The organism is Mycolicibacter acidiphilus, from assembly GCF_018455725.1.
GTDB classification, from domain to species: domain Bacteria; phylum Actinomycetota; class Actinomycetes; order Mycobacteriales; family Mycobacteriaceae; genus Mycobacterium; species Mycobacterium acidiphilum.
Map to the genome: position 1 here is coordinate 30,970 of NZ_JAHCLR010000006.1, position 14,987 is coordinate 45,956.

Annotated in this window: 15 protein-coding genes and 1 pseudogene; 10 read left to right on the forward strand and 6 right to left on the reverse strand. The window is 70.0% G+C overall.

Annotated features, from left to right (window positions below; genetic code table 11):
* Positions 1-10 precede the first annotated feature (10 nt).
* The 4 genes from KIH27_RS05115 to KIH27_RS05130 all read left to right on the forward strand — a co-directional run bounded on the left by KIH27_RS05115 (position 11) and on the right by KIH27_RS05130 (position 2,953).
* Positions 11-448 carry an SRPBCC family protein gene (locus KIH27_RS05115; protein WP_214091854.1) on the forward strand — a complete coding sequence of 146 codons (438 nt, stop codon included), beginning with the start codon at positions 11-13 and terminating at the stop codon, positions 446-448.
* Complete coding sequence (locus KIH27_RS05120) at positions 445-1,746, forward strand: ArsA family ATPase (protein WP_307856789.1); 1,302 nt, start codon at positions 445-447, stop codon at positions 1,744-1,746. The genes KIH27_RS05115 and KIH27_RS05120 overlap by 4 nt, the downstream gene beginning before the upstream one ends.
* Positions 1,743-2,108, forward strand: a complete 366-nt coding sequence (locus tag KIH27_RS05125) for a hypothetical protein (RefSeq protein ID WP_214091855.1) — start codon at positions 1,743-1,745, stop codon at positions 2,106-2,108. The genes KIH27_RS05120 and KIH27_RS05125 overlap by 4 nt, the downstream gene beginning before the upstream one ends.
* 101 nt (positions 2,109-2,209) lie before the next feature.
* The gene (locus KIH27_RS05130; RefSeq protein WP_214091856.1) at positions 2,210-2,953 is read left to right on the forward strand and encodes a lysophospholipid acyltransferase family protein; all 744 of its coding nucleotides are present in this window, start codon (positions 2,210-2,212) and stop codon (positions 2,951-2,953) included.
* On the opposite strand, the gene KIH27_RS05135 is transcribed toward KIH27_RS05130, so the two are convergent.
* On the reverse strand, positions 2,914-4,197 hold the full coding sequence (locus KIH27_RS05135; RefSeq protein WP_214091857.1) for a glycosyltransferase 87 family protein: 1,284 nt from the start codon (positions 4,195-4,197) through the stop codon (positions 2,914-2,916). The genes KIH27_RS05130 and KIH27_RS05135 overlap by 40 nt on opposite strands.
* 82 nt (positions 4,198-4,279) lie before the next feature.
* Here KIH27_RS05135 and KIH27_RS05140 point away from each other — a divergent pair.
* The 3 genes and pseudogenes from KIH27_RS05140 to KIH27_RS05150 all read left to right on the forward strand — a co-directional run.
* Positions 4,280-5,113 (forward strand): annotated as a pseudogene (locus KIH27_RS05140) (hypothetical protein); the annotation flags it as partial.
* 236 nt (positions 5,114-5,349) lie between these two features.
* Positions 5,350-5,844, forward strand: a complete 495-nt coding sequence (locus KIH27_RS05145; RefSeq protein WP_214091858.1) for a polyadenylate-specific 3'-exoribonuclease AS — start codon at positions 5,350-5,352, stop codon at positions 5,842-5,844.
* Positions 5,845-5,878: 34 nt separating this feature from the next.
* A complete protein-coding gene (locus KIH27_RS05150) occupies positions 5,879-7,264 on the forward strand; it encodes a class II 3-deoxy-7-phosphoheptulonate synthase (RefSeq protein WP_214091859.1) in 1,386 nt (461 codons plus the stop codon).
* 89 nt (positions 7,265-7,353) lie between these two features.
* Here KIH27_RS05150 and KIH27_RS05155 read toward each other — a convergent pair whose 3' ends face one another.
* Complete coding sequence (locus KIH27_RS05155; RefSeq protein WP_214091968.1) at positions 7,354-8,511, reverse strand: protein kinase domain-containing protein; 1,158 nt, start codon at positions 8,509-8,511, stop codon at positions 7,354-7,356.
* A gap of 90 nt (positions 8,512-8,601) precedes the next feature.
* Here KIH27_RS05155 and KIH27_RS05160 point away from each other — a divergent pair, with 90 nt between their 5' ends.
* Positions 8,602-9,006: an Rv2175c family DNA-binding protein gene (locus KIH27_RS05160; RefSeq protein ID WP_214091860.1), complete on the forward strand. Its 405-nt coding sequence runs from the start codon at positions 8,602-8,604 to the stop codon at positions 9,004-9,006.
* On the opposite strand, the gene KIH27_RS05165 is transcribed toward KIH27_RS05160, so the two are convergent.
* Together KIH27_RS05165 and idsA2 are read right to left on the reverse strand one after the other, a co-directional pair.
* Positions 8,993-10,510 carry an alpha-(1->6)-mannopyranosyltransferase A gene (locus KIH27_RS05165; protein WP_214091861.1) on the reverse strand — a complete coding sequence of 506 codons (1,518 nt, stop codon included), beginning with the start codon at positions 10,508-10,510 and terminating at the stop codon, positions 8,993-8,995. The two genes, KIH27_RS05160 and KIH27_RS05165, sit on opposite strands and share 14 nt — an antisense overlap.
* Positions 10,511-10,528: 18 nt before the next feature.
* Positions 10,529-11,608, reverse strand: a complete 1,080-nt coding sequence (idsA2, locus tag KIH27_RS05170; protein WP_214091969.1) for a bifunctional (2E,6E)-farnesyl/geranyl diphosphate synthase — start codon at positions 11,606-11,608, stop codon at positions 10,529-10,531.
* Between the two features lie 234 nt (positions 11,609-11,842).
* Between idsA2 and KIH27_RS05175 the strand changes: the two genes are divergently transcribed.
* Entirely contained in the window at positions 11,843-12,733 is an 891-nt protein-coding gene (locus KIH27_RS05175; protein ID WP_214091863.1) for a mycobacterial-type methylenetetrahydrofolate reductase, read from the forward strand.
* Between the two features lie 4 nt (positions 12,734-12,737).
* On the opposite strand, the gene KIH27_RS05180 is transcribed toward KIH27_RS05175, so the two are convergent.
* The gene (locus KIH27_RS05180; RefSeq protein ID WP_214091864.1) at positions 12,738-13,445 is read right to left on the reverse strand and encodes an LppM family (lipo)protein; all 708 of its coding nucleotides are present in this window, start codon (positions 13,443-13,445) and stop codon (positions 12,738-12,740) included.
* Between the two features lie 35 nt (positions 13,446-13,480).
* Entirely contained in the window at positions 13,481-14,104 is a 624-nt protein-coding gene (locus KIH27_RS05185) for a GNAT family N-acetyltransferase (RefSeq protein WP_214091865.1), read from the reverse strand.
* A gap of 264 nt (positions 14,105-14,368) precedes the next feature.
* Here KIH27_RS05185 and KIH27_RS05190 point away from each other — a divergent pair, with 264 nt between their 5' ends.
* A complete protein-coding gene (locus KIH27_RS05190) occupies positions 14,369-14,767 on the forward strand; it encodes an SCO2097 family morphological protein (RefSeq protein ID WP_214091866.1) in 399 nt (132 codons plus the stop codon).
* Positions 14,768-14,987 lie beyond the last annotated feature (220 nt).

Consider the following 14,987-nt stretch of genomic DNA (forward strand, 5'->3'; position numbering starts at 1 on the left):
AAGTAACCAGGTGGCGGACAAGACAGCGCAGACGATCTTCATCGACGCCGATCCGGGCACGGTGATGAAGGTGATCGCCGATATCGGCGCCTACCCGGACTGGGTCTCGGAGTACAAAGAGGCCGAGGTGCTCGAGACCGACGCTGACGGCTACCCGAAGGTGGCGCGGCTGAGGCTGGACGCCGCGGTCCTCACCGACACGATGACGCTGGCCTACGACTGGTCCGCTGACCGCCGCACGGTGCGCTGGTCGCTGATCTCCAGTTCGCTGCTGAAGGCGCTCGACGGCGAATATCGCCTGTTGCCCAAGGGATCCGGCACCGAGGTCGTCTACGAACTGTCGGTGGATCTGATGATCCCGATGATTGGGCTGCTCAAGCGCAAGGCGGAGCGGCGGCTGACCGACACCGCGCTGAAGGACCTGAAGAAACGAGCCGAGGCTGAGTGAGCCCGACCGAGCCAGTGACGTCCGCTTCGGCTGGTCGGGCCCGGATCAGCCTGTTCGTCGGTAAAGGCGGGGTCGGCAAGTCCACTCTGGCGGCGGCCACCGCTGTCGAGCAGGCGTGCTCGGGTGCTCGGGTGCTGTTGATCTCCACCGACCAGGCGCATTCGCTCGGCGACGTGCTCGGCGTCGCGGTGCCGCCCAGCGGTGACCGCGACCCGGTCCGGGTTGTGGTCGACGACGCCGGCCTGGGTGCCGGCACCCTCGACGTGCTGGCACTGGACACCCTGGCACTGCTCGAACGGCACTGGCGTGACGTGTCGGCGGTGCTGGCCGGGCGCTTCCCGGAATCCGATCTGGGTGATGTTGCGCCCGAAGAACTTTCCGCGCTGCCCGGCGTTCAGGAGGTGCTCGGCCTGCACGAGGTCGGGGAGTTGGCCGGCGCCGGCCGGTGGGATCGGATCGTCGTCGACTGCGCGTCGACCGCCGATGCGATGCGGATGCTGACCCTGCCGGCCACCGTCGCGCTCTACACCGAGCGGGCCTGGCCCCGGCACCGTCGGCTCAGCGTGATCGACGACGGCCGATCAGTCGCCCTGGTCGAGTTGACCGAGCGGGTCAGCGCCGCGGTCGAGCGACTCGCCACGCTGCTCACCGACGAGGCGACGGTCGGCGCGCACCTGGTGCTGACCGCCGAACGGGTGGTTGCCGCCGAAGCGGTGCGCACGCTCGGCGCGCTGGCGCTGAGCGGGGTGCGCGTCGAAGAGATGCTCGTCAACCAGGTTCTGCTGCAAGATGATTCGTACGCCTACGTCAATCTTCCGGCGCATCCGGCGTTCGACTGGTACGCCCGGCGGATCCACGAGCAGCAGACGGTGCTCGAGGAGTTGGACCGCACCATCGGCGATGTGGCGATGGTGCTGATCCCGCATCTGGCGGAAGAGCCGATCGGTCCCAAGTCGCTGGGCGAACTCGTCGAGGCCGGCCGGCGCCGGGGCGGGTCGCCGCCGCCGGGTCCGCTGCGGCCCGTCGTCGACCGGGAGTCGGGTTCCGGGCTGGGAGCGGTGTACCGACTGCGGCTAGAGTTGCCGCAGATCGACTCCGGCGCCTTGACACTGGGGCGATCCGGCGACGATTTGATCATCGGTGCGGGCGGTACGCGGCGCCGGGTGCGGTTGGCGTCAGTGCTGCGTCGGTGCACGGTGCTCGACGCGACGTTGCGCGGCAGTGAACTGACGGTGCGGTTTCAGCCGGACCCGCAGGTGTGGCCGGTGAACAGCGGTGAGGAGGTGCGGGCCCCGTGACTGGCGTGCATCCGGACCTCGGTGAGCTCGGACCTGAACTGCGGCGGCTCGCGCAGGCCATCCTGGACCGTCTCGACCCCGCGGTGCGGGCCGCGGCGCTGCTGGCGGTGAGCGACAGCCCCGGCAAGTGCCAACAGGTCTGGTGCCCGGTGTGCGCGCTGGTGGCGCTGGCCGCCGGTGAGGAGCACCCGCTGCTCACGATCGTCGCGGAGCACAGTGTGGCGCTGCTGGACGTGATCCGGGCGGTGTTCGGCGACGGTGCGCCGACACCGCCGGATGGACCGGGGGACGGCGTCCGAGAGCCTGACGGTGCGGCACCGAAGACCGGCTACCAGCACATCCCCGTCACCGTCGAGCAGTAGCGGACGACCCTTCGAGGCGGCGCTGTCTGGCCGCGGCCACCGCGGGTCGGTAAAGTTGGCGCCGAGCGCCGGTCGGTGTTCGCAAGCAGGAGGGTGGGGCTATGTGGTACTGGCTGTTCAAGTACGTGCTCCTGGGACCCCTGCTGGCGCTGATCGGTCGACCGAAGGTCGAAGGCCTGGAGAACATCCCTGACGACGGGCCGATGATCCTGGCGAGCAACCACCTGGCGGTGATGGACAGCTTCTACCTGCCGCTGGTGGTGCGGCGCCGGATCACCTTCCTGGCCAAGTCGGAGTACTTCACCGGCAAGGGCGTCAAAGGCTGGTTCACCCGGTGGTTCTACACCGCGGTCGGCCAGGTGCCGATCGACCGGACCGATGCCGACACCGCGCAGGCCGCACTGCGCACGGCCGAACGGCTTCTGGCCGAGGGGAAACTCCTCGGCATCTACCCGGAGGGCACCCGGTCGCCGGACGGCCGGCTGTACAAGGGCAAGACCGGCCTGGCCCGGGTGGCACTGCACACCGGTGTCCCGGTGATTCCGGTGGCGATGATCGGCACCAACGTCGTCAACCCGCCCGGCACCAAGATGCTGCGGTTCGCCCGGGTTACGGTGCGGTTCGGCAAGCCGATGGACTTCTCCCGCTTCGAGGGGATGGCCGACAACCGCTTCATCGAGCGGGCCATCACCGACGAGGTGATCTACGAGTTGATGCGACTCACCGGCCAGGAATACGTCGACATCTACGCTGCCAGCGTCAAAAACGCTGCCTCGCACGGTGAGTCCGAAGCGGGACGGCCCGCTCAGCCCTCGGCCCGGATACCGGAGACCGCCGCCGGCTGATCCTCCGCGGTGCGGGCTTTCAGCGCACCGGCGGTGATGATCACCGCCAGTGCCCACCACACGTATGAGGCCCCGGCCAGTTGACGCCACCCGGCGGCGGCCGCCTCGTGGTGCTCCGGCAGCAATTCGATCGGGCTGAACACCATCAGCGCCGCGCCGGCCGCGCTTAGCATGCCCAGGGCTGCGGATCGCCACTGCCACGCGAGCACGGCGAGCGCGACCACCACGGGCACCATCCAGACCCAGTGGTGTGACCACGACACCGGTGACACCACCAGTCCGAACAGCGCCACGCAGATCAGCGCCAGGATCGGCGCACCCCGCCGGTCGGCCCGCAGCACCCGGCGGACCGCCCACACCGTCACCGCGAGCACCAGCAGTGACCCGGCCATCCACAGTGCGGAGCGCTGACCGTCGGTGAGCGGCAGGCGGGCCAGCGCACCGGCCAGGTTCTGGTTGGTGTTCAGGGACGCGCCGCCGATCCGGTCGGTGTTGCGCACGGTGTGCGTCCAGTACTGCCAGGAGTCGTGCCAGGCCAGCAGGAAACCCACACCCGTCGCCGTCAGGAACGACAGCACCGTCGTCACCGCGGCGCGGATGTCACGGCGCAGCAGGAAGTACAGCAGGAACACCGCCGGGGTCAGTTTCAGCGCAACCGCCACCCCCAGCAGGGCTCCGCGCGGCCAGCGGGTGCGCTGCGGCACGCAGTCCAGCAGCACCAGCGTCATCAACACCGCGTTGATCTGGCCGAAGTCGAAGTTCGCCCAGACCGGTTCGGCCCCGGCCCAGACGGCCACGGCGACGATCGCCGTCGCCACGATGCCCCGGCGCCACCACAGCGGACCGCAGCCGGTGGGCCCGACGGCCACGTCGAGACCGGTGAGCACGATCGTGACCGACACCACCAGCAGCGCCGTCGAGATCACCGTCAGCGCGGCGGTGGCGCTGCCCAGCGGCACCCAGGTGAACGGGGCGAACAGCACCGCGGCGATCGGGGGATAGGTGAACGGCAGCACCGTTCCGTCGATCTGGGTGTGGAACCAGTCGTCGCCGTAGAGCGGTTTCCCGTCGCGCCACGCTTGTGCCGCCATCCGGTAGACGTCGATGTCGATGTGGTACGGAGTGCTGTTCAGCACCTGCCACGTGGTGTAACCCAGCGCCGCGACCGCCAGCAGGCTGAACGCCCACCATGCGGTTACGCCCCCGCGCCGGCGGCCCGGGTCGGGCGACCGCAAAGTAGTCATGTCGCAGGACAGCCTATCTGCACCGCCGCCATACCGGCCGCCATCCCGGTGCGGTGTGCCCGGACGCTGTACGTTCTCTAAGGTGCTCGACTGGTTCCGCGACGACATCGTCGACCGTGGCAAGCTGCCGCTGCTGTGTTGCCTGCTGGCGTTCCTGGTGACGTTCCTGGTGACCCGCAGTGTGGTGCGGTACATCCACGGCCGGACCGCCACCGGAGGCACGCCGAAGTGGTGGCAGCCGCGCAATGTCCAGATCGGGTCGGTGCACATCCACCATGTGGTGTTCGGGGTGCTGCTGGTCATGACCGCCGGGGTGACGCTGGTGGCGCTCGGCGCCAACGGCCACGAACCCGAGTTCAGCCTCGCGGCCACCGGATTCGGGATCGGCGCGGCCCTGGTGCTCGACGAGTACGCGCTGATCCTGCACCTGTCCGACGTGTACTGGGAGGAGGACGGCCGGGCCTCGGTGGACGCGGTGTTCGCCGCCACCGCGGTGACCGGGCTGCTGGTGCTGGGTTTTCATCCGCTGACCTTCCTGCTGTCGGTGTGGCACGACACCCATTCACCGCTGATCCACACCGGGGTGTTCGCCGGTCTGGTGCTGGCGCTGCCACTGGCGGTCGTGGTGGTGTTCAAGGGCAAGGTCTGGACCGGGCTGATCGGCATGTTCTTCTTTCCGCTGCTGGTGATCGGCGCGGTGCGACTGTCCCGGCCGCACGCGCCGTGGGCCCGCTGGCGCTACCTGAACAGCCGCGAGAAGATGCGCCGCGCACTGGATCGCGAGCGTCGGCTGCGCCGGCCGGTGGTGCAGGCCAAGCTGTGGCTGCAGGACGCGATCGCGGGTCGGCCGCAGGTGCCCACCGAGACGGCGGTCGACGCCACCCTGGACCGCGAGGTCCGTGCCGCATCGGCCCCGACCGTGGAGTTCATGATCCCGCGGCTGCGCCAGCAGGGCGCGCCCGCAACCGGGCACCCCGGTCCGGTGCCGCCGACCCGGCCGGCCCCGCCGCCGCGGATCGCCTCGCCGGTTCGGCACGTGCCGCCGGTGCGGCCCGCGCCGCCGGTGGCTCCGCGCACACCGATGGGAGCAGCACCGACCATGCCGATTCCGACGCAACCGCGCCGGCCTCGACCGCCGAGCGGATATCAGCGGTGAGGTACTTCTACGACACCGAGTTCATCGAGGACGGCCGGACCATCGAGTTGATCTCGATCGGGGTGGTCGCCGAGGACGGCCGGGAGTACTACGCGGTCTCCACCGAATTCGATCCGGGCCGGGCCGGCGCCTGGGTGCGTACGCATGTGCTGCCCAAGCTGCCGTCGCCGGCGTCGAAGGTGTGGCGCTCGCGTAGCCGGATCCGCGCCGACCTGGAGGAGTTCCTCGGCGTCGGCGTCGGCGGTGCCGAGCCGATCGAACTGTGGGCCTGGGTCGGCGCATACGACCACGTCGTGCTCTGCCAGCTGTGGGGGACGATGCCCGAACTGCCGCAGGACATGCCCAAGTTCACTCGGGAGCTGCGGCAGCTCTGGGAGGACCGCGGCAAACCCCGGTTGCCGCCGCGGTCGGCGGGCAGCCACGACGCCCTGGTGGACGCCCGCGACCAGCTGCGCCGCTTCGGAGTGATCACCGGCAGCGAACTGGCCTGATCAGCGCAGGTCGGCACCCCGCTACCATGGACGGGTGAACTGGACCGTTGACGTACCGATCGACCAGCTGCCGGCGCTACCGCCGCTGCCCGCGGACCTGCGCGCGCGGCTCGACGCCGCACTGGCCCGCCCGGCGGTGCAGCAGCCCAGCTGGCCTGCGGACCAGGCCCGGGCGATGCGCACGGTGCTGGAGAGCGTCCCGCCGATCACGGTGGCCTCCGAGGTGGTTCGGCTGCAGGGGCTGCTGGCCCAGGTGGCGCGGGGCGAGGCGTTCCTGCTGCAGGGCGGCGACTGCGCCGAGACGTTCACCGACAACACCGAGCCGCACATCAAGGGCAACATCCGCACGCTGCTGCAGATGGCGGTGGTGCTGACCTACGGCGCCTCCATGCCGGTGGTCAAGCTGGCCCGCATCGCCGGCCAGTACGCCAAGCCGCGCTCGGCCGACATCGATTCGCTGGGCCTGAAGTCCTACCGAGGCGACATGGTCAACGGCCTGGCCGCCGACCCCGCGGTGCGGGAGCACGACCCGTCCCGGCTGGTGCGGGCCTACGCCAACGCCAGCGCGGCGATGAACTTGGTGCGGGCGCTGACGTCGTCGGGGCTGGCGTCGCTGGAACTGGTGCACGACTGGAACCGGGAATTCGTCCGCACCTCGCCGGCGGGTGCCCGCTACGAGGCGCTGGCCGGGGAGATCGACCGCGGCCTGAAGTTCATGAGCGCCTGCGGGGTTGCCGACCGGGAGCTGCAGACCGCGGAGATCTACGCCAGCCATGAGGCGCTGGTGCTCGATTACGAGCGGGCCATGCTGCGGATGGCCGACATCGACGGCAAGCCGCAGCTCTACGACCTGTCGGCGCACTACCTGTGGATCGGGGAGCGGACCCGTCAGCTCGACCACGCGCATATCGCGCTGGCCGAGGTGATCGCCAACCCGATCGGCGTGAAACTCGGCCCCACCACCACCCCGGACCAGGCCGTCGAATACGTCGAACGCCTTGACCCGCACAACGTTCCGGGCCGGCTCACGCTGATCGGCCGGATGGGCAACGGAAAGGTCCGCGACCTGCTGCCGCCGATCATCGAGAAGGTGCAGGCCACCGGGCATCAGGTGATCTGGCAGTGCGACCCGATGCACGGCAACACCCACGAGGCGTCCACCGGCCACAAGACCCGCCACTTCGACCGGATCGTCGACGAGGTGCAGGGCTTCTTCGAGGTACACAACGCGCTGGGCACCCACCCGGGCGGCGTGCACCTGGAGTTCACCGGCGAGAACGTCACCGAGTGCCTCGGTGGGGCACAGGACATTTCAGATGCGGACCTCGGCGGCCGCTACGAGACCGCCTGCGACCCGCGGCTGAACACCCAGCAGAGCCTGGAATTGGCGTTCCTCGTCGCCGAGATGCTGCGCGGCTAGACCCAGCTCTCTTCTTCGCTGAGCGTGCAGAATGATCCGCCCCGACCTGGGGTTTTGGCGGACGATTCTGCACGCTCGGCGGGGATGCGCTAGATCAGTGCGCCGACGCTGTTGCCCAGCGTCCACGCCACCGCGGCCACCAGGCCGGTGAGCGCGAACACCACCGCCAGCCAGATCACCGTCATGCGGCGCGCGTGGGCACGCTCCAGTGCGAACCGGCTCAGTTCCACCCCGGCGAATTCCGCTGCCGCCGACTGATATTCGTCATCGAGATCGTCGTCCGCGGCCGGGTCTCGGGGGTCGCGGGGCAGGTGCAGGGTGGGGCTGGGCCTCCGGCCGGGACGGGCTGCGCCGTGCCGGGCGAAGCGCTGCGGCGCCGGCACCCGGAACGGGGGCAGCCCCAGCCGGTGGGTGATCGCGTCGACCGCATCGGCCATCGCGATCCCGTCGGGATAGCGGCGGGCCGGGTCGAGGGCGGTCGCGCGGGCCACCAACTCATCGAATTCCCTTGGCACACCGTCGATCGCGGAGCTGGGCGGCGGCACGTCGCGGTCCAGCCGCTGATAGGCGATGGCCAGGGTGGAGTCGCCGGTGAACGGGGTCCGGCCGGTCAGCAGTTCGTAGGTCAGCACGCCGACCCCGTAGACGTCGCTGGGCGGGCCGGCGTCACCGTCCCGGACCTGCTCGGGGGAGAGGTAGGCAGCGGTCCCCAGAATCACACTGGTCGAGGTGATCCCGGCCGCCGCGATCGCGCGGACCAGTCCGAAATCGGCGACCTTCACCTCGCCGTCGGTGGATATCAGGATGTTCTCCGGCTTGATGTCGCGGTGCACCAGTCCGGCGCGGTGCGCGACGCCGAGTGCGCCCAGCACCGGGCGCAGCACCGCGGCGACGGCGTGCGGCGGCATCGGGCCGCGTTCGTTCAGCAACTCGCGCAGCGTTCCGCCCTCGACGAGTTCCATCACCAGGAACGGGTGTTCGGCGCCCTGCGGCGTACCGAGGCCCTGGTCGTACACGGCCACCAGACCGGGGTCCTTGAGTCGGGCGACGGCGCGCGCCTCCCGCTGGAACCGGGTCAGGAACTGCTGATCGCCGGTGTAGCGGGGATCCATCACCTTCACGGCGATCGGCCGGTCCAGTCGCTCGTCGAGACCGCGGTACACCGTGGACGTGCCACCGGTGGCGATCGGCGCCTCGATCCGGTAGCGGCCGTCCAGCAGGGCACCCACCAGCGGGTCGGCGCCCATAGCCACAGTCACGGGGCTAATGGTAGGCCGCGGGCGCGGTCGCCCGGTGGATCTGCAGACGCTGTCGGGGCGGCTTCTAAACTGGTCGGCGTGAGTAGCATTCCGGCCAGCGACGACGTCCTCGCCGCCGACGAGCCGACATACAACCTGCCCGAGGTCGCCGCGTTGCTCGGTGTGCCGGTGACCAGGGTGCATCAGCATCTCCGGGATAACAATCTGGTGGCGGTCCGCAGGGACGGCGCTCTGGTGATCCCGCAGCTGTTCTTCACCGACACCGGCGCGGTGGTCCGGAGTCTGCCGGGGCTGCTGGCCGTGCTCTACGACGGCGGCTACGAAAAGACCGACGTGGTGCGGTGGCTGTTCACGCCGGACCCGTCGCTGTCGGTCACCCGGGACGGTCTGCGGGAACCGGTCCCCAACGCCCGCCCGATCGACGCCCTGCACGCGCACCAGGCGCGTGAGGTGATGCGCCGGGCGCAGGCTATGGCGTACTGACCGACGGTGCGCTGACCGGCGCCGGGCGCCGGGCCAACCGGTACCAGGCGAACACCGCGCAGCCGGTCGCGGCAAGCACATGGCCCCAGGCGTACATGCCGTGGGCGCCATCGGGTTTGAAGATGACCATGATCCAGGTGGACGCGGCGGCGATGTTGGCGATCGCCGTCGGTGAGTTGACCACCGTCGCTGCCACGGCCAGCGGCCAGGTGTAGTACCAGGGCAGTGCCGCCGGCACGAACAGCACCACGACCAGCATGGCCCAGGCGATGCCGCTGACCGCGGCGCGGTCGTCGGCGCGGGCCCGCCACCACAGCACCGGCAGTGCCAGCGCGATCACCACGATTCCGATGAGGCGGGCGGCGTGCAGCACCGTCCAGAAGTTCATCGAGACGAACAGTCCGGCGACGGTGTGGATCAGGTTGGCGGCCGCGGTGGGGATCGTCAGCCAGTTGATGATCTTCACGTTGCCGGCCAGCAGCGCGGTGAGCCAGCCCATGCCGACCCCGGCCAGTGTCGACAGCGCCGCGAACACCGCCACGACGATCAGCCCGGAGATCGCCGTGGCAGCGCCGAACGCCAGCGGTGCACGGTAACCGGGGCGTTCACGCAGTTGGCGCATCCACACCCACACCAGGAACGGCAGGGCGATCGCGGCCGTCGCCTTGACCGCGGCCGCCAGCGCCACCAGTGCGACGCCGGCGACCGGCCGCCGGTCCAGGGTCAGCGCGATACCGGCGATCATCAGGCCGACCATCAGCATCTCGTTGTGGACGCCGCCCATCAGGTGGATGATCACCAGCGGGTTGAGCACCGCCAGCAGCAGCGCGGCCGGGGCGCTGCCGCCGACCCGCCGGGCCACCCGCGGTGCCGCCCAGATCAGCAGCGCCAGCCCGGGCAGCATGCACAGTCGCAGCACCATGGTCCCGAGCACCACGTTGTCGCCGACCAGCATCGTCACCAGCCGGGCGATCAGGATGAAGGCCGGCCCGTACGGTGCCGTCGTCGACGACCAGATCGGGCTGACGTCGTCGAGCAGCGGGTTGGGGTTGTCGACCGGACCGACCTGGTACGGGTCGAAGCCGTCCCGCAGCAGGGCACCCTGCGCCAGGTAGGAGTAGGTGTCGCGGCTGAACACCGGCACCGACAGCAGCAGCGGTGCCAGCCAGAACCCGGTGCTGGCGACCAGGGTGTACTCCGAGGCGGTCCCGTCCAGCACCCACCGGCCCAGCCCCAGCCAGGCCAGCAGCATCACCGCGACGCCGGCCCACAGCAGCACCGAGGACAGCACCAGGCCGTGACCGAACCGCAGCCAGGACAGGTGCAGCGATTCGAGCACCGGGTCGTGAGTGCGGGTGCTGCCGGCGCCGAGTCCGCCCACGGTGATCAGCAGCGCGCCCAGGCAGCCGAGCCAGGCCGGACCGGCCTGCGGGCCGGCGGCGAACCGCCACAGCCGGGCCAGGGGGCCGGCCGGCTGGGCGTCCGGAACGGTGGGGGTAGGCATGGGCACTCCGCGGGCGGGTCAGGCGGACCGGTCGGCGACCCGTCGGGCCAATTCCGCCAGTCCGGCTTTTGCGACGTCATCGATGGGGGCGGCCGTCAGCGCGACTACCGCGCGTCCGGTCAGTTCGCTGATCCGGTCTTCGACGGCGGCCAGCGCGCCGATGTCCACGATCATCGCGCACAGCTCACCGACCTGCGCGTCGGTGAGGTCGGTGCCGAGCCCGGCCCGCAGCCGCTCGGCCGCGACCGGGTCGGTCGCATCGGCGAGCTTCACCGCCTCGGCGACCAGCACGGTGCGCTTGCCCGAGCGCAGGTCGTCGCCGGACGGCTTGCCGGTCACCTCCGGGTCGCCGAAGACACCGAGCACGTCGTCGCGGAGCTGAAACGCCACCCCGAGGTCGGTGCCAAGCTCGTGGAAGAGTGCCTGCAGATCCGGCCGGTCGGCGGCGGCGGCGACACCGAGTTGCAGGGGACGCACCACCGTGTAGGACGCCGTTTTGTAGGTGTTGACCGTCATCGCCGACGCGATCGACTCGACCCCGCTGGCCTCGGCGACGATGTCCAGGTACTGCCCGCCCAGCACCTCGGTGCGGATGTCGGACCAGACCCGCCGGACCCGGCGGTGGGCATCAGCGGGCAGGTCGGTCTCGCCGACGATGTCGTCGGCCCAGACCAGCGCCAGGTCGCCGAGCAGAATGGCGGCCGATATCCCGAACTGGTCGGCATTGCCCCGCCAATCGCGGTCCCGGTGCAGTTCGGTGAACTTGCGGTGCGCGGTGAGGCTGCCGCGGCGGGTCGCCGACGCGTCGATCACGTCGTCGTGCACCAGTGCGCAGGCGTGCAGCAGTTCGAGCGCGGAGAACAACAGCAGTTCGCGGTCGTCGGCGTCGCGGCCGGTCACCGCGCGCCAACCCCAGTAGGCGAACGCCGGCCGTAGCCGTTTGCCGCCGCTGAGCACGAACGCCTCGAGGCCGTCGACCAGGTCTTCGTACGCGCCGCCGATGTAGGCGGTGTCGCGTCGCCGGTCACGCAGGTGATCGCGCAACCGTTCGGTGATGGCGCCGGCCAACTCGGAGGCTGACGGTGCCGCTGCTTTGATGCTCAGCGCGGCGCCCCTTTCTCTTCTGCGACGTAGCTCGGCGTGCGTTCAGCGTAGAGTGTGCCACTACCTCCGAACCGGAAGTCCGAAGGGGATTGCGACCGGCAGCGGCCGGGCAGTCGCACCGGCTGCCGAGATTCGCCGCGACCTTCGCTAAGCTCACCGTTCTTGTGCCGGTGCCGGTTCGGGTGCCGACAACGGACCGATCCGGACGATCTGATGAGGAGCGCCCTCGTGGCCATGAACACCATCGCACTGGAGCTCGTCCCGCCGAATCTGGATCGCGGCCACGAGCAGGCGATCGAGGAAGCGCACAAGGTGTTGCGGTTCGCCGACGAGGCCGGCATCGCGGGCCGGATCCAGCACATTCTGATGCCGGGAATGATCGCCGAGGAGGACGACCGCCCGGTCGAGATGAAGCCCAAGCTCGACGTGCTGGACTTCTGGAAGACGATCAAGCCGGAGTTGGCGCCGATGGCCGGGCTGTGCACCCAGGTCACCGCGTTCTCCGACGAGGCGTCGCTGCGCGGCCGGGTCACCGAGCTGTGCGACGCCGGCATCGAGGGCGTCGTCTTCGTGGGCGTGCCCCGCACCATGGCCGACGGGGAGGGTTCCGGTGTGGCACCCACCGACGCGCTGGCCACCTTCGGCGACCTGGTGCCCAACCGCGGCGTGATCCTGATCCCGACCCGCGCCGACGAGGTCGGCCGGTTCAATTTCAAGTGCGACCGGGGTGCGACGTTCGGGCTGACCCAGCTGCTGTATTCGGAGGCGATCGTCGGCTTCCTGACCGAGTTCGCCAAGAACAGTGACCACCGCCCGGAGATCCTGCTGTCGTTCGGCTTCGTCCCGACGTTCGAGAACCGGGTGGGGCTGATCAACTGGCTGATCCAGGATCCGGGCAACGCGGTGGTCGCAGCCGAGCAGGAGTTCGTCAAGACGCTGGCCGCCAGTGAGCCTGAGCAGCGCCGCAAGCTGATGCTCGACCTGTACAAGCGGGTGGTCGACGGCGTCGGCGGCCTCGGGTTCCCGCTGAGCGTCCACCTGGAGGCGACGTACGGCGTCTCGGGCGCGGCGTTCACGACGTTCGCGCAGATGCTCGACTACTGGTCGCCGTCGAACTGAGGTGTCAGCCGAGGTCGGCGTCCGGCGCGCGGAAGCGCGGTGACCGGTCCCGGCCGTACCAGGCGATCAGTGCGACCAGCCCGGCGACGACCAGCGTCGACAGGGCCAGCCAGCCCGCGGCGTGGTGGAACGACCGGGTGCTCGGGTCGGTGTAGCGGGCCTGGGCGGTCATGGTGCTCACGATGCCCGGCTTCAGGTGCCACTGCGCGGTGTCGTCGCCGACCCGTTCGCCGTTGGTGGACGTCACCTCACCGGGGAAGGTGACGGTCAGTTCGACGTCGGCCTCCGGGTCGACGAGCGAGGTCAGGTCGACTCGGCCCTCCAGGATGACCACGTCGCCGGCGCGGCGCAGCGTCAGGTCCACTCCGGCCGCATCCCGGTTCATGTCGGCCAGCTGCGGCAGTTCGGCGAACGTCAGGCCGGAGAACACCGCCTGCGAGCCGACGAAGCCGTCGCGGCTGTAGCCGGTGATCGCCACCTTGTTCATGAACGGCAGGTCGGGGTTGAGCTTGGGCCCGGTATCGCTGTCGTTGCGCGGTTTGGCGGCGGCAACGATCTGGCCGGAGACCTGGTCGTCGGGGGAGATCGTGATGTTCGCCCGCACGCGCAGGCACCCCGCCGTCAGCGGCGACAGGATCAGCAGCAGTGCGACGAACGTCAGCAACCGGCGACGCGCGGTGGGCCGTCGAACGGGTGAACGCCGAAGATGCACGCAGTCATCGTGCCAGACCCGTCGGCGCACCGGGGTTACCCGCCGCCGGACGGCTGGTCCAGCGGCAGTGTCCGCCCCAGGATCGCGAATGCGCGCGGGTCGCCGGTGAAGTAGTGGCCTCGGACGATGTCGGTGAATCCCAGTCGCCGATACAGCCGCCAGGCCCGGTTCCCCTCGCCGTTGATCTCCGGTGTCGACAGCAGGACGTGGGGTTCCTCGCGTCCGGTGAGCAGCCGGCGGGCCAATGCCTCGCCCAGGCCGCGCCCCTGTGCCGACGGCAGGACGTGCAATTCGGTGAGCTCGAAGTACCCGGTCATCAGGTGATCGATCGCGTCGTCGGCGAGTCCGGCGCGCTGTAGGCCGAGCCGCACCTGCTGCTGCCACCACTGATCGGGCGCCCCGCAGTAGCCGTAGGCCACGCCGAGCATCATCGCGTCGCGGGTTTCGCCGTCCGCCGGCGCGGGCGCGTCGGGCGGGTCGGCGGTCTCCACTGCGGCGACGGCTCGCCAGCCACGCCGCTGGATGTGCTCCAGCCACAGCGCGGCCCGGTGCCGTTCGGTGCCGGCGGGATACCCCATCGCGGTGACGTACACCTGCAGTGCCGCGCCGAGGTGGCCGGCCATGTCGGCCGCCGACAGGTCGACGAGGAATGTCGCCACGGTGCGGTGTCCTCCCGGTCGGTGATGCGGTGCGGTGCGCCCGCACATTATCCGGCTTGCCGGGTGGGCGGCGCCGGTTATCGCCCTGTGCGGTCCGGCCTGCTTCGTTGGCTGGACGTGCGGGGTCGTCGAGCGGCTACAATCATCGGTCGAACCCTGTGGTACGGCGCAGGTCGACCTCGTATCATCAGTGGTAGTCGTCGGCACCGATTCCGGATCCGTGCGACGGGAGCCATGTGACCAGACTTCGGCAAGGAGGGACGGATGCCACTCTCCGATCATGAACAGCGCATGCTCGATGAGATTGAGAGTGCCCTTTACGCCGAGGATCCCAAGTTCGCGTCCAGTGTTCGCGGTGGCGCACTGCGCACCCCGACCACCCGGCGGCGGCTGCAGGGGATGAGCCTGTTCGTCGTCGGCTTGGTGATGCTGGTGTCGGGGATTCCGTTCTCGACGAGCGTGAGCCGGTGGTTCTTGATTCTGAGCGTGCTCGGGTTCGTGGTGATGTTCGGCGGGGCGGTGTTCGCCGTCACCGGCCGGCAGACCGCTGAGCGGGCCGGCGTGCCGAGTCCGGGAGGTGCGCCCGCACGACGGGCCAAGGGCTCGGGCGGTTCGTTCACCAGCCGCATGGAAGACCGTTTCCGCCGGCGTTTCGAGCAGTAACCGAAGACTCAGCACGGTAAGAGCAGGGCAGCCCATCGGCTGCCCTGTTTTCGTTTGCGCGGACGGCGGTGCCGGCCTGCTGGCGGGATTTCACCCCACTGTGCCCCACTTGACCGATTTTTCGGTGTGACCTGGCGTTTCCTGCCGTGCGGATGGTCTGGCGGCGGCAGATCGGGCAGGCAGAGACCCGGTTGAGTGGGGCATGACGACGATGTTTGCC

Excerpts from the sequence above, each read along its gene's own strand:
- KIH27_RS05130 (WP_214091856.1), top strand. The coding sequence starts at position 2,210 with ATGTGGTACTGGCTGTTCAAGTACGTGCTCCTGGGACCCCTGCTGGCG.
- KIH27_RS05135 (WP_214091857.1), bottom strand. The coding sequence starts at position 4,197 with ATGACTACTTTGCGGTCGCCCGACCCGGGCCGCCGGCGCGGGGGCGTA.
- KIH27_RS05155 (WP_214091968.1), bottom strand. The coding sequence starts at position 8,511 with ATGGGCGCCGACCCGCTGGTGGGTGCCCTGCTGGACGGCCGCTACCGG.
- KIH27_RS05165 (WP_214091861.1), bottom strand. The coding sequence starts at position 10,510 with ATGCCTACCCCCACCGTTCCGGACGCCCAGCCGGCCGGCCCCCTGGCC.
- KIH27_RS05190 (WP_214091866.1), top strand. The coding sequence starts at position 14,369 with ATGCCACTCTCCGATCATGAACAGCGCATGCTCGATGAGATTGAGAGT.